Source organism: Microbacterium sp. MRS-1 (assembly GCF_000585455.1).
GTDB lineage: Bacteria > Actinomycetota > Actinomycetes > Actinomycetales > Microbacteriaceae > Microbacterium > Microbacterium laevaniformans.
Genome location: NZ_JAUF01000088.1, coordinates 1 through 13,140 on the forward strand (window position 1 = coordinate 1; position 13,140 = coordinate 13,140).

General features: G+C 69.9%; 13 protein-coding genes and 1 pseudogene. 8 read left to right on the forward strand and 6 right to left on the reverse strand.

The annotated features are described in order from the left end of the window. Positions 1-133: 133 nt before the first annotated feature. The gene (locus tag AS96_RS13445; RefSeq protein ID WP_036290796.1) at positions 134-652 is read right to left on the reverse strand and encodes a universal stress protein; all 519 of its coding nucleotides are present in this window, start codon (positions 650-652) and stop codon (positions 134-136) included. Positions 653-818: 166 nt separating this feature from the next. Here AS96_RS13445 and AS96_RS13450 point away from each other — a divergent pair, with 166 nt between their 5' ends. Continuing rightward, positions 819-998 (forward strand): DUF3073 domain-containing protein, encoded by a 180-nt coding sequence (locus AS96_RS13450; protein ID WP_005054410.1) that lies wholly within the window; start codon positions 819-821, stop codon positions 996-998. A gap of 33 nt (positions 999-1,031) precedes the next feature. Here AS96_RS13450 and AS96_RS13455 read toward each other — a convergent pair whose 3' ends face one another. From AS96_RS13455 to purM, 3 genes are read right to left on the reverse strand one after another with little or no spacing between them, the layout of a single operon-like run. Next, on the reverse strand, positions 1,032-2,273 hold the full coding sequence (locus AS96_RS13455; RefSeq protein WP_036290799.1) for an MFS transporter: 1,242 nt from the start codon (positions 2,271-2,273) through the stop codon (positions 1,032-1,034). A gap of 30 nt (positions 2,274-2,303) precedes the next feature. Further along, positions 2,304-3,785: an amidophosphoribosyltransferase gene (gene purF, locus AS96_RS13460; RefSeq protein ID WP_036290802.1), complete on the reverse strand. Its 1,482-nt coding sequence runs from the start codon at positions 3,783-3,785 to the stop codon at positions 2,304-2,306. Between the two features lie 60 nt (positions 3,786-3,845). After that, the gene (gene purM / locus AS96_RS13465) at positions 3,846-4,958 is read right to left on the reverse strand and encodes a phosphoribosylformylglycinamidine cyclo-ligase (RefSeq protein ID WP_036290803.1); all 1,113 of its coding nucleotides are present in this window, start codon (positions 4,956-4,958) and stop codon (positions 3,846-3,848) included. A 100-nt stretch (positions 4,959-5,058) separates the two neighbouring features. On the opposite strand from purM, the gene AS96_RS13470 reads away from it, so the two are divergent. Then, positions 5,059-5,667 (forward strand): hypothetical protein, encoded by a 609-nt coding sequence (locus AS96_RS13470; protein ID WP_036290807.1) that lies wholly within the window; start codon positions 5,059-5,061, stop codon positions 5,665-5,667. A gap of 32 nt (positions 5,668-5,699) precedes the next feature. Here the strand turns inward: AS96_RS13470 and AS96_RS13475 are convergent, their stop codons facing one another. Continuing rightward, on the reverse strand, positions 5,700-6,023 hold the full coding sequence (locus AS96_RS13475; protein WP_036290809.1) for a hypothetical protein: 324 nt from the start codon (positions 6,021-6,023) through the stop codon (positions 5,700-5,702). A 140-nt stretch (positions 6,024-6,163) separates the two neighbouring features. On the opposite strand from AS96_RS13475, the gene AS96_RS13480 reads away from it, so the two are divergent. Further along, positions 6,164-7,543, forward strand: coding sequence for an NAD(P)/FAD-dependent oxidoreductase (locus AS96_RS13480; protein ID WP_051498887.1), 1,380 nt, complete (start codon positions 6,164-6,166; stop codon positions 7,541-7,543). 26 nt (positions 7,544-7,569) lie between these two features. Here the strand turns inward: AS96_RS13480 and AS96_RS15790 are convergent. Beyond that, a pseudogene (locus AS96_RS15790) lies at positions 7,570-7,890 on the reverse strand (ABC transporter permease); the annotation flags it as partial. Positions 7,891-8,014: 124 nt separating this feature from the next. Between AS96_RS15790 and AS96_RS15340 the strand changes: the two are divergent. From AS96_RS15340 to kdpC, 5 genes are read left to right on the forward strand one after another with little or no spacing between them, the layout of a single operon-like run. Continuing rightward, positions 8,015-8,161, forward strand: a complete 147-nt coding sequence (locus AS96_RS15340) for a hypothetical protein (protein ID WP_155947595.1) — start codon at positions 8,015-8,017, stop codon at positions 8,159-8,161. Beyond that, positions 8,161-8,250 (forward strand): K(+)-transporting ATPase subunit F, encoded by a 90-nt coding sequence (kdpF, locus tag AS96_RS13485; RefSeq protein ID WP_036290811.1) that lies wholly within the window; start codon positions 8,161-8,163, stop codon positions 8,248-8,250. The genes AS96_RS15340 and kdpF overlap by 1 nt, the downstream gene beginning before the upstream one ends. After that, on the forward strand, positions 8,250-9,938 hold the full coding sequence (kdpA, locus tag AS96_RS13490) for a potassium-transporting ATPase subunit KdpA (protein WP_036290813.1): 1,689 nt from the start codon (positions 8,250-8,252) through the stop codon (positions 9,936-9,938). Before kdpF ends, kdpA begins: the two co-directional genes overlap by 1 nt. A gap of 1 nt (position 9,939) precedes the next feature. Continuing rightward, complete coding sequence (gene kdpB / locus AS96_RS13495; RefSeq protein ID WP_036290815.1) at positions 9,940-12,105, forward strand: potassium-transporting ATPase subunit KdpB; 2,166 nt, start codon at positions 9,940-9,942, stop codon at positions 12,103-12,105. 24 nt (positions 12,106-12,129) lie between these two features. Then, on the forward strand, positions 12,130-12,750 hold the full coding sequence (kdpC, locus tag AS96_RS13500) for a potassium-transporting ATPase subunit KdpC (RefSeq protein ID WP_036290816.1): 621 nt from the start codon (positions 12,130-12,132) through the stop codon (positions 12,748-12,750). Positions 12,751-13,140 lie beyond the last annotated feature (390 nt).

Consider the following 13,140-nt stretch of genomic DNA (forward strand, 5'->3'; position numbering starts at 1 on the left):
CCCACCCCCTGTCCCCGCCAAGCCGCCATCGTTCCGCCGAGCCTCTATCTTTCCGCCGAGCCGCCACGTTCCGGCGCGTCAAAGGATGGCGGCTCGGCGAGTTCGTAGCGGCTCGCGGGGGGGAGCGGCGGGGTTAGGACGGGGGCCAGAGGTCCTCGTCGTCGTCCACCGGGTCTTCCAGGGGGACGACGAGGATCGGGCGTGACTGGCGGTGGGCGAGACGAGCGGCGACCGACCCCGTGAAGAACTCGCGCACCGACTCGCCGAACCCGCGACGGCGCGTGCCGACGACGATCAGGCGCGCCTGCGCCTTCTCGGAGAGGTGCTTGATCGCCAGAGCCGGGTCGCCGACGAGCTGGGTGACGCTCCAGTCGACGCCCGAGGCGTCGAGGACGGATGCCGCGGCGCTGGTGACCGCACTCAGTTGCGCCTCCCCGATGGCGAGGTCGATGTCGATCGGCGCGGTGTGCATGTAGCCGTCGGGGTCCTCGTACGTGACGAAGCGTGTGACGTCGACGTGCGCGACGATCAGCGGTGCCGAGAACAGCTTCGCGTAGCGGGCGGCTTCCTTCAGGACGCGCGTCGGCTGATCGGGAATCGCGCCCACGATCACCGCTCGCTGAGGAACCGCGCTCTCGTCTGTCTCGGCCATGCGACACTCCCCGTCCTCCCCCGCACCGCGAGGCGCCGGGGGCACCGTGTTATTCTGAATGCTACTCTTCCCGGCAGGAAGCCGGATCGTCAATCGCATCGTGAATGCGCCGGACGAAATGCGGGAAACCCGCATCGTCCGTGACTCAGAAATGAGGGGGTCTCGCATGGGGCGTGGCCGTCAGAAAGCGAAGCACACCAAAATCGCTCGCGAGCTGAAGTACGACACCTATAACGTGAACTACTCCGCGCTCGAAAAGGAGCTCGGACACCACGAGGAAGACCCGTACGTCGACAAGTGGGCCGATCAGTATGCCGACGACGAGGACGAGCTGGAGACAGCCTGACGCGTCGGGAGTCGCTCGCGCGCTGAGAGGCGCTCACCACGTTCCGTGACGGTGTTCCCACTCGTCCTCGATCGTGCGCGGTCTCGTCACGATCAGGCCGGTGGGGATCGTCGCGAGAAACAGCAGGCCGAAGACGATGAGCACCGGTTGCCACTGTCCGGTCAGCTCGTGGACGACGGCGAACATGAGCGGGAACAGCGCGGCGATGCCGTAGCCGACGCTCTGCGCGAAGCCGCTGAGCGCTACGGAGCCCTCGTGCGTGCGCGAGCGCAGCTGGATGAGCACCAGCACCGCCGGGAACAACGCCTGAGGGGTACCGAGCAGCACGACCCAGAGGATCGTGGCCGCGGCGGGCGCGATCAGCATTCCGGCCACCCCCGTCAGCCCCGCGATCAGAGCGGCGGCGTACACGACGCCGACCCGACGCCACCGGGTGATCAGGATCGGCACGATGATCGACCACGGCAAGCCCATCGCACCGAACAGTGACAGCAGCGCGCCGGCCTCGGCGCGCGAGACGCCGGCGATGTCGACGAGAACGACCGGCAGCCAGGCGAAGCACGCGTAGACGCTCGCCGCGGAGATGCCGAATGTCCCGGCCAGCGCCCACGCGAGCGCCAACCGAGGCAGACGTCCCAACACCCCGGGCGCGGGGGCGTCGAGATCCACGGTGACGGGCGCCTGCGCGCGGGCGACGTTCGCGCGCGCCACCAGCGTCACCCAGGGCACGACCGCCAGAAGCGCGAGGATCGCCCACATGCCCAGCGAGAACCGCCAGCCCGCGGCATCCGCGACCGGCACCGCCACCAGCGGCGGCACGAACGCGGCCATCGCGAGAAGAGCGGAGTACAGCGCGGTCATCGTGCCCACGCGATCGGGGAAGTACGTCTTGATCAGCGGCGGCAGGACGACGTTGCCCACGCCCACGGCGGCGAACAGGACCGTCGTCGCCAGCAGCAGCGTGGCCGCATCCCCCGCGAGGGAACGCGCGATGAGGGCGGAGGTGACGATGAGCATGGATGCCGCCGCCAGCCGTTCCAGCCCGAACCGGCGCTCGAGGGTCGGAGTCACGATGCCGAAGACGGCGAAGCAGACCGGTGGCGCGGTACCGATGAGACCCACCACCCACGTCGGCACGGCGAAGTCGGCCTGCACCTCCGAGATGATCGGCGACAGCGCGGCGACGGCCGAACGCAGGGAGAACGCGACGAGCACGACGCCGACGAACGCGAGGAGCCGTCCCCGCCAGAGGGAGCGGGGGCGGGGGTCGGTCACCCGATCCACCCTAGGGCGCGCGGGGAAGGGTCAGCTCTCCTGCGTGCCTTCGACCCAGGCGAGGTACTCCTCCGACACGGTGCCGGTGATGTAGCGCCCGTCGAAGCAGCTCATGTCGAGGTCGTCGACGTCGGGCGATCCCTCGAGGATCGCGGCCTTCAGATCGTCGATCTCCTGATAGACCATGTAGTCCGCACCGAGCTCTTCGGCGATCTCCGGGATCGTGCGGCCGTGCGCGACGAGTTCGTGACGCGAGGGCATGTTGATGCCGTAGACGTGCGGGTAGCGCACCGGCGGGGCGGCCGAGGCGAACGTCACCGTCTTGGCCCCGGCATCCCGGGCCATCTGGATGATCTCCTTGGACGTCGTCCCGCGCACGATCGAGTCGTCGATGAGCAGCACGTTCTTGCCCTTGAACTCGCTCGACATGGCGTTGAGCTTCTGACGCACGCTCTTCTTGCGCACCGCCTGGCCAGGCATGATGAACGTGCGGCCGACGTAGCGGTTCTTGTAGAAGCCCTCGCGGTACTCGATGCCGAGCTTGCGCGCCACCTGCATGGCCGCCGGGCGCGAGCTGTCGGGGATGGGCATGACGACGTCGATCGTGCCGGCGGGGGTGTACTTGGCGATCGTGTCCGCCAGGCGCTCACCCATCCGCAGGCGCGCCTCGTACACCGAGATGCCGTTCATGATCGAGTCCGGTCGCGCCAGGTAGACGTACTCGAACGAGCACGGGACCAGCTGCGGGTTCGTCGCGCACTGCTGGGTGTGCAGGCGCCCCTCCACGTCGATGAAGACGGCCTCGCCCGGCTCGACGTCGCGGACGACCTCGAAGCCGCCGTTCTCCAGCACCAGTGACTCGGAGGCGACGATCCACTCGTACCGACCGGTGGCGTTGCCCTCGGCATCCACCGCCGGGCGCGTGCCGAGGATGAGGGGACGGATGCCGAAGGGGTCGCGGAACGCGAGCAGGCCGTAGCCGGCGATCAGCGCGATGGTCGCGTACGACCCTTCCACGCGCTCGTGCACCCGGGTGACCGCCTGGAACACCTGCGCCGGGTCGAGTTCGAGGCCGGAGATGGAGGACTGCAGCTCGTTGGCGAGCACGTTGACGAGCAGCTCGGTGTCGGAGCTCGTGTTGAGGTGGCGGCGGTCTTTGCTGAAGAGCTCCTGGGTCAGCTCACGCGTGTTGGTGAGGTTGCCGTTGTGCACCAGGACGATGCCGTAGGGCGCGTTGACGTAGAAGGGCTGAGCCTCTTCCTCGCTCGACGCGGTGCCCTTCGTGGCGTAGCGCACGTGTCCGAGGCCGATGTTGCCCAGGAGGGCGCGCATGTCGCGGGTGCGAAACGCCTCGCGGACCTGTCCCTTGGCCTTGAACAGGTGGAAGACGCCGCTCGTCTCGGCCGTCGCGATACCCGTCGAGTCCTGCCCGCGATGCTGCAGCAGCAGCAGCGAGTCGTAGATGTCCTGATTGACCGGGCCCTGTCCGACAACGCCGACGATTCCGCACATGTGGTGTTGCTCAATCCGTTTCTGCGCCGAGACGGTGATCAGCCTCGGCAGCCGATGAACCTAGACGGCTGATGAATACGCGCCGACGAGGCGCACCGCGCCGCCGTCCACGCCCTTGGCGCCCTGCTCGAAATGGCCCTCGGGACGCGCGCCCTCCTGGACGACGCCCACCTGCCAGGTCGCGATACCGGCGTCCGACAGGAGGGATGCCGCGGCATCCGCCTTCTCGGGCGCGACGACGGCGACGAAACCGACGCCGAGGTTCCACGTGCCTTCGGTGTCTTCCAGACGCAGCCCGCCGAGATCGGCGAGCACGCGGAACACGGGGCTGGGCGACCACGTCGACCGGTCGAGCTCGACCCACGCCTGCGGCGGCAGCACGCGAGCGAGGTTCGCGGCGATACCGCCACCGGTCACGTGGCTGAGCGCGTGCACGGCGCCGGGCAGCGCAGTGAGCACGTTCAGCAGCGGCAGCGTGTACAGGCGCGTGGGCTCGAGGAGCTCCTCGCCCCACGTGCGACCGAAGTCGGCGGCCGGGGCGCCGTAGCTGATGCCCTTGCCCGCGACGATGTGACGGATGAGCGAGTAGCCGTTCGAGTGCGCTCCGCTGGAGGCCAGGGCCAGCACGACGTCGCCGGCGCGCACGCGGTCGGCGCCGAGCACGTCGCCGGCATCCACGACGCCGGTGGCCGCTCCGGCGACGTCGTAGTCGTTGACGCCGAGCAGGCCCGGGTGCTCTGCGGTCTCGCCGCCGACGAGCGCCGTGCCGGTCTGCTCGCAGCCGGAGGCGATGCCGCGGACGATGTCGGCGATGCGCTCGGGGAAGACCTTGCCGCACGCGATGTAGTCCGTCATGAACAGGGGCTTCGCGCCCACCACCACGATGTCGTCGACCACCATGCCGACCAGGTCCTGGCCGATCGTGTCGTGCTTGTCGATCGCCTGCGCGATCGCGACCTTGGTGCCCACGCCGTCGGTCGAGGTGGCCAGCAGGGGCTTCTCGTAGGACTGCAGCGCCGAGGCGTCGAACAGGCCGGCGAACCCGCCGACACCGCCCAGCACCTCGGGCCCGTGGGTGCGACGGACAGCCGACTTCATCAGTTCGACGGCGAGATCTCCCGCCGCGGTGTCGACGCCGGCTTCGGAATAGGGGTTCTGTGGGGCTTCTGCCACGCGAACAGCCTACCGGCAGGGGCGGGAAGCGCGGACCGTCGGCGCAGAGGCGCCGATCGCACCCTGTCGCCGCGCCGAGCGCTGTCCCTAGGATGGCGACATGGCAGCCGCGGAAGCACCGGAGTGGATCGTCCGCGAGGACGCCACGCTTCCGGTGCTCGTCGCGCTCTATCTGCGCCAGGTGCTCGGCATCCGCTTTCCGGAGGAGCTGCCGCACCTGCGGGGCATTCCTCCGCGCAGCGCACCGATCAGCGAGTACGACGACCGCTCCGCGATCGAGCGGCAGTGGCGCGCGTACTGGGATCTGACGGTCGAACCGCAGGCCAACCCCTCCCCCGTCCCGCTCGAACTCATCGACGGCTTCGAGACCGTGGTCGCACTTCCCGTCGAGGGTTTCGAGGAGCTCGCCGACGCGATCATGCCCCACGGGCCGGACGCCGTGGTGTACGCCCGGGCGGAACATCAGCACTACCGGTCGCGTCTGGGAACGGGAGCGTCGTACCGCGCCTACGCCAGTGCGATCGCCGAGCACGAGCGCGTCGTGGGGCGGCGGGCGCACTCGTTCGAGCTCAACGTCCAGGTGCTGCCGTTCACGCAGCGCGGCGTCTGGTGGATCGGGGCGCTCACGATCGCGGTCACCGACGGCCTGCGCGGCGACATCGCCGCCTTCGACGCCGCGGTCGCGCCGATCATCGCCGACATCGCCTGACGGCGTCCGCGGCGCGGTCGAGCGCCGGGGGGTTACTCCGCGTCGTCGATCGTGATGACCTCGCGCTCGACGCGCACCTCGTGGGCACGACGTGCCAGCGAGCGGTCGAGAACGAGCGCGACCACGCCGCCGACGGCGACGCCGATCGGGATCGCGAACAGGCAGATGAACCCGAAGACCTGCGTCGTCGAGTACGAGACCCCTGTGCTCGCACTCTCGTTGTCACCGCCGAAGGCGAACGTGAGCACGAGAGCGGCCAGGATGCCGAGGACCGCGCCCGCCAGCAGGAAAACCGTGTACCGCGGGCTGCGGCGCACCTGCGCGGTCTCGATGCGGTGCGCGGCGGAGGGGCTCATGCACCCATTGTCCCACCGTGTCAACCATCGGGGTACGACAGAGGCGGTTCGCCCGGTCGGGGTAATCTGCGGCTATGACGGCATCCGCATCGCAGGCTCCCGACGACTCGACGAAACCGACGCTCGACACGAGGCCGCACGTGGTCATCATCGGCGGCGGCTTCGCCGGAATCAGCGCCGCGCGAGCCCTCCGGCACGCCGACGTGCGGGTGACGCTCATCGATCGCCGCGTCTACAACACCTTCCAGCCGCTGCTGTACCAGGTCGCCACGGGCGGTCTGAACCCCGGCGACGTCACCCACTTCCTCCGCAGTCTGCGGGTACGCCAGCCCAACCTCGACGTCGTGCACGAGCACCTCATGGAGATCGATCCCGAGGCTCGCACGGTGCGCCTGCTCGATGGTCAGGAGGTGTCGTACAACTACCTGCTCGTGGCCAACGGCGTCACGACCGCGTATCACGGCACGCCCGGGGCGAAGGAGAACTCGTTCGCGGTGTACTCCCGCTCGCAGGCGATCGCCATCCGCGACGCCCTGTTCACCCGGCTCGAGCGAGCGGCCGTGCGGGACGGGCGCACCAAGGGACTGTCGGTCGTGGTGATCGGTGGAGGACCCACCGGCATCGAGATGGCCGGCGCCCTCGCCGAGCTGCGCGACCAAGGCCTGGAGCCGGCCTACCCCGAGCTCGACGGCGACGCGTTCCGCATCACGCTCGTGCAGCGCAGCGAAATCCTGAAGCCCTTCCTGCCGAAGCTGCGCGACTACGCGGCGGCGCAGCTGCGGCGCCGCGACGTCGAGCTGCGCCTGGGCGCCGGCGTCGACGAGGTGCGACCGGATGCCGTCGTGCTCTCGGACGGCACCGTGCTGCCGTCCGATCTCACCGTCTGGGCGACGGGCGTCGCACCCCACGAGGAGGTGCGCGACTGGAGCCTGCCGCTCGACAAGGGCGACCGCATTCGCGTCGGCGAGGATCTGCAGGTCGTGGGGCTGCCCGGGGTCTTCGCGGCCGGCGACGTCGCGATCGCGCCGCAGGACCTTCCCCAGCTGGCGCAGCCGGCGATCCAGGGCGGCGAGCACGTCGCCCGCCAGATCGTGCGGCTCATCGCGGGACAGCCGACGCAGCCGTTCTCGTACTACGACAAGGGACAGCTGGCGATCATCGGCCGTCGCGCCGCCATCGGCGAGCTGCCCGGCATCGCCAACCTTCCCGGGCTGCACCGTCTGCGCTTCCTCTCGAAGATTCCGCTCCTGCGCAAGACGGTCGCCCTCACCGGCTCGTTCGGCTGGCTGACGTGGCTCTTCGTCCACATCACGAGCCTGCTCGGTCCGCGCAACAAGCTGATGGTGCTCATCGGTCTGGTCGCGCGCTACGGCGTGCACCTGTACCGGACGCCGGTGCCGATCGTCGGCGACGTGCCGGCGATCCGACCGTCGAAGGCGCAGCGCCGGCGGCTCACGCCCGAGCAGCGCGCGGCCGCGGATGCCGACGCCGGCGTGAGCGCCGGAGTCGATGGCGACTGATTCGCCCCTCGCCTGACCTCACCGGCGACGAGGATGCCGAGCAACCACGCGAGGGCCACCCAGATCTGACCCGAAACCGGCGTGCCCGCGAACAGAGCACGGATCGTCTCGACGATCGGGGTCACCGGTTGGTTCTGTGCGAACCAGGCGACCGGAGCGGGCATGGAGTCGGTCGGCATGAAGGCGGAGCTGATTAACGGCAGGAAGATCAGCGGATAGCTGAAGGCGCTCGCGCCATCCACGGTCTTCGCCGTCAACCCCGCGATCACCGCCACCCACGTCAGCGCCGCCGTGAACAGCAGCAAGATGCCGATCACCGCGAGCCAGCCGACCACGCCGGCCCCCGTGACCGCAGCGAGTCGAAACGCCCCACCGCCGTCGGCGACGTGAGCGTGCCGTGAGGACCGCCCGCCGGGCCGTAGGGAAACCGTAAGGACGCCGGAAGCGGCCGCCGCGCAGGAGTTGGATCGGATGCCGTGCCCATGGTGGGCGCCCGCGCCGACGTCGGAGCGCGGTCAGTGTCCGGGAGTTGCTGTGCTCGATGTGATCTACGTCGTCGTGACGGTCGCGGTGTTCGCGATCGTCGCCCTCGTCGTGAAGGGGGCGGAGCGACTCTGATGGACGTCTTCTCGATCATCGGCGCCGCGCTGGGCATCGCCAGCGTCGTCTACCTCGTCGTCGCCCTCGTGAAACCGGAACGCTTCTGATGGGCGTCGATTCGGCCGACATCTGGTTCGGCGTGCTCCAGATCGCCACCCTCGTCCTGCTGCTCGCGCTGCTGTACCGCCCGGTCGGCGATCTCATGTTCCGGATCTTCACGGGTGAGAAGGATGCCGTCGCAGAGCGGGTCGTCTACCGCCTCATCGGGGTCGATCCGCGCAGCGAACAGACCTGGCAGGCCTATACCCGGGGCGTCCTCGCCTTCTCACTCATGGGCGTGCTCTTCGTCTACGCGCTCCAGCGCCTGCAGGCGTTGCTGCCGGCCTCGCTCGGGCTGCCGGCCGTGCCCGAGGGCCTGGCGTTCAACACCGCGGCATCCTTCGTCACCAACACGAACTGGCAGTCGTACTCCCCCGAGGCAACGATGGGCTACCTCGTGCAGCTCGCCGGCCTCACGGTGCAGAACTTCGTCTCGGCCGCCGTCGGCATCGCCGTCGCGATCGCGCTCGTGCGCGCCTTCGCGCGGCGCGGGCAGAGCACGATCGGCAACTTCTGGGTCGATCTCACGCGTGGCCTCGGCCGACTGCTGCTGCCGATGGCGGTGATCGCCGCCGTCGTGCTGCTGGCCGGCGGCGTGATCCAGAACCTGAACGGTTTCGTCGACGCGCACACGCTCACCGGAGCGACGCAGTCGATCCCGGGCGGACCGGTCGCCTCGCAGGAGGCGATCAAGATGCTCGGCACCAACGGCGGCGGGTTCTTCAACGCGAACTCCGCGCACCCCTTCGAGAACCCGACGCCGTGGACGAACCTGTTCCAGCTGCTGCTGATCCTCGTCATCCCGATCTCGCTGCCGCGCACGTTCGGTCGCATGGTCGGCGACAACCGCCAGGGCTACGCGATCCTCGCGGTCATGTCGACCCTCGCGATCGCGTCCATCGCCGCGGTGAGCGCGCTCGAGGTCGCCGGGCACGGCACCGCCCCGCAGTTGGCCGGGGGCGCGATGGAGGGCAAGGAGCAGCGGTTCGGCATCGTCGGCTCGGCGCTGTACGCGGCCGTCACGACGCTCACCTCGACCGGCGCGGTGAACTCGATGCACGACTCGTACACCGCGACGGGCGGCATGATTCCGCTGCTGAACATGATGCTCGGCGAAGTCGCCCCCGGCGGCGTGGGCTCGGGTCTGTACGGCATGCTCGTGCTCGCGATCATCGCCGTGTTCGTCGGAGGTCTGCTCGTCGGTCGCACCCCCGAATACCTCGGCAAGAAGATCGGCCCGACCCAGATCAAGCTCGCGAGCCTGTACATCCTGGTGACTCCGACCCTGGTGCTGGCGGGCACGGCGTTGAGCTTCGGCTTCCCCGCCGTGCGCGCCGACGTCGAGGCGACCTCGATCCTCAATCCCGGCATCCACGGGATGACGGAGGTGCTGTACGCGTTCACGTCGGCCGCGAACAACAACGGCTCGGCGTTCGCCGGACTCACCGCGAACACGCCCTGGTTCAACACGGCGCTGGGTGTGGTGATGCTGCTCGGACGGTTCGTCCCGATCGTGCTCGTGCTCGCCCTGGCCGGCTCGCTCGGTGCACAGGAGCGCGTGCCCGCCACCGCCGGCACGCTGCCGACGCACCGCCCGCAGTTCGTCGGCCTGCTCGCGGTCGTGACCGTGGTCATCACCGCACTGACGTATTTCCCCGTTCTCGCGCTGGGTCCCCTGGCAGAAGGTCTCTCCTGAAATGAACACGTCCGCTCCGGTCCTCGACCGTCCGCAACCCACCGGTGATGACACCGCGTCGTTGCCCGCCCCCGCCCGCCGCGCGTTCGGCTGGACGCAGCTGGTCGGCGCCCTTCCCGGTGCCCTCCGCAAGCTCAACCCCGCCGAGCTGTGGCGCAGCCCCGTGATGTTCCTCGTGTGGGTGGGCGCGGCCCTCACTACCGCGATCGCGATCGCCGAGCCCTTCCTCGGCGGCCCGCAGAGCTCCGGCGGCACCCCGGTGCCAGGCGGCTTCACGTGGGGCATCGCCGTGTGGCTCTGGCTGACGGTGCTGTTCGCGAACCTCGCCGAGTCGGTCGCCGAAGGCCGCGGCAAGGCGCAGGCGCAGGCCCTGCGCACGACCCGCACGGCCACGGTCGCGCACCGAGTGCGCGGCTACGACGCCGCCGCGGATGCCGCGGCCACCACCGCCGCGACCGAAGACGTGGCCTCGTCGGAGCTGACCCTGGACGACGTCGTGGTCGTGTCGGCCGGCGAGCTCATCCCCGGCGACGGCGACGTCATCTGGGGCATCGCGACGGTCGACGAATCGGCCATCACCGGCGAATCGGCCCCCGTCGTGCGCGAATCCGGCGGCGACCGCAGCGCCGTCACCGGCGGCACGCGCGTGCTCAGCGACCGCGTCGTCGTCCGCATCACGTCCACGCCCGGTCAGACCTTCGTCGACCGCATGATCGCGCTCGTCGAAGGCGCGAACCGTCAGCGCACCCCCAACGAGATCGCCCTCGGCATCCTGCTGGCGAGCCTGTCGATCGTGTTCGTGATCGTCGTGCTGACGCTCAACCCGATCGCCTCGTACGCGGCGAGCCCCGTCAGCATCCCCGTGCTCGTGGCGCTGCTGGTGTGCCTGATCCCGACGACGATCGGTGCGCTGCTGTCGGCGATCGGCATCGCCGGCATGGACCGCCTCGTGCAGCACAACGTACTGGCCATGTCGGGCCGCGCCGTCGAGGCGGCCGGCGACGTGACCACGCTGCTGCTCGACAAGACCGGCACGATCACCTACGGAAACCGCCGAGCGAGCGCCTTCCTGCCGCTGACGGGCGTGGACGAGAGCGAGCTCGCACGCACCGCCGCCCTGTCGTCGCTGTCCGACCCGACACCCGAGGGTGTCTCGATCGTCGAGCTCGCCGCCGCGCGCGGCGTCGAGGCGGTCGCCCCGGACGACGCCGTCGCGGTTCCCTTCACCGCCCAGACCCGCATGAGCGGTCTGGATCTGGCCGACGGCACCGTCATCCGAAAGGGCGCCGGCAGCGCCGTGCTGGCGTGGATGGAGCAGGCCGGTCCGGTCGCGGCATCCGTGCGCACGCAGCTGACATCGGACATCGAGTCCGTGTCGCAGTCCGGCGGCACACCGCTGGTGGTGGCCGTTCAGGATGCCGCGGGCGCGCGCGTGCTGGGAGTCGTGCACCTGAAGGACGTCGTCAAGGAGGGCCTCGCCGAGCGGTTCACGCAGTTGCGCGCGATGGGCATCCGCACCGTGATGATCACGGGAGACAATCCGCTGACGGCGCGGGCGATCGCCGCGGAGGCGGGCGTCGACGACTTCCTCGCCGAGGCGACCCCGGAAGACAAGCTGGCGCTCATCCAGCGCGAGCAGGCCGGCGGCGCGCTGGTCGCGATGACCGGTGACGGCACGAACGACGCCCCCGCGCTCGCGAAGGCCGACGTCGGCGTCGCGATGAACACGGGCACCTCCGCCGCGAAGGAGGCCGGCAACATGGTCGACCTCGACAGCGACCCGACGAAGCTCATCGACATCGTCCGGATCGGCAAGCAGCTGCTCATCACCCGCGGAGCGCTGACGACGTTCTCTCTCGCCAACGACATCGCGAAGTACTTCGCGATCATCCCGGCGATGTTCATGGGCGTCTTCCCGGGACTCGCGGCGCTGAACATCATGCAACTGCACTCGCCCGCGTCGGCGGTCACCAGCGCCATCATTTTCAACGCGATCATCATCGTCGTCCTGATCCCGCTGGCGCTGAAGGGCGTCGCGTACCGGCCGGCGAGCACCTCGCAGATCCTCGGGCGCAACCTCCTCATCTACGGCCTGGGCGGCGTCATCGCCCCCTTCGTCGGCATCAAGCTCATCGACCTCGTCGTGAGCCTTCTCCCGGGCTTCTGAGCCGGGTTCTCGAAAGGCATCGTCATGTCCACCCGTACCTCCACCCGTACATATGCCCGCCACCTCGGCGTCGCCGCCCGTGCGATGCTCGTCGCCACGGCCGTGCTCGGCATCGCGTACACGGCCGTGATCACGGGCGTCGGCCAGCTGGCGCTTCCCGCGCAGGCGAACGGCTCGCTCGTCCGCGACGCCGACGGGCAGGTTGTCGGCAGCGCGCTGATCGGCCAGTCCTTCACGGATGCCGACGGCGCAGCCCTCCCGCAGTACTTCCAGTCGCGGCCATCGGCCGCGGGCAGCGGCTATGACGGCACGGCCTCGAGCGGGTCGAACCTCGGGCCCGAGAACCGCGACCTCGTGACCGCGATCGGTGAGCGTCAGGCCGCGATCGCCTCGGCGGACGGCGTGCCGGTGGGCGACATCCCCGCCGATGCCGTCACGGCATCCGGTTCCGGGCTCGACCCGCACATCTCGCCGGCGTACGCGAAGCTGCAGGTGGCGCGTGTGGCGGCGGCGCGCGGCTTCGACCCGGCCGTGGTGACGGCGCTCGTCGATCAGCACACCACGGCGCGGGACCTCGGCTTCCTGGGCGAGCCCCGCGTCGACGTGCTCGAGCTGAACATCGCTCTGGATGCCGCGAGCCGGTGACGCGGCGGCCTGTGGCGCGCGGGGCAACCGGACTGCAAGGTCGACGGGCCGACACGCCGCCGGTGCGACGGATGCGACGGCGTGTCCCCCGGCATCCCTTGCAGTTCGGGCCGGTTGCGGTTGGTTCAGCTCGGGCAGGTGGGTGTGGCCGGGTCGGGGCGGTCTCGTCGGGTCGGTCTGGCCGGTTCGGGCAGGTCGGGCAGGCCTTCCGTCCGGGCCGCGGACCGCACCCCAACTGCAAGGTCTACGCGCCGACACGCCGCCCCCGGAAGGGATGCCACGGCGCGTCGCCGGGCATCCCTTGCCGTTCGGGCGGGCGGCGGGAGAACTAGGCCGTGTTGCTAAATGCTGTTGTGGGGCGGGTGGGCGATCCTTGAGGTGTGTCGCGAG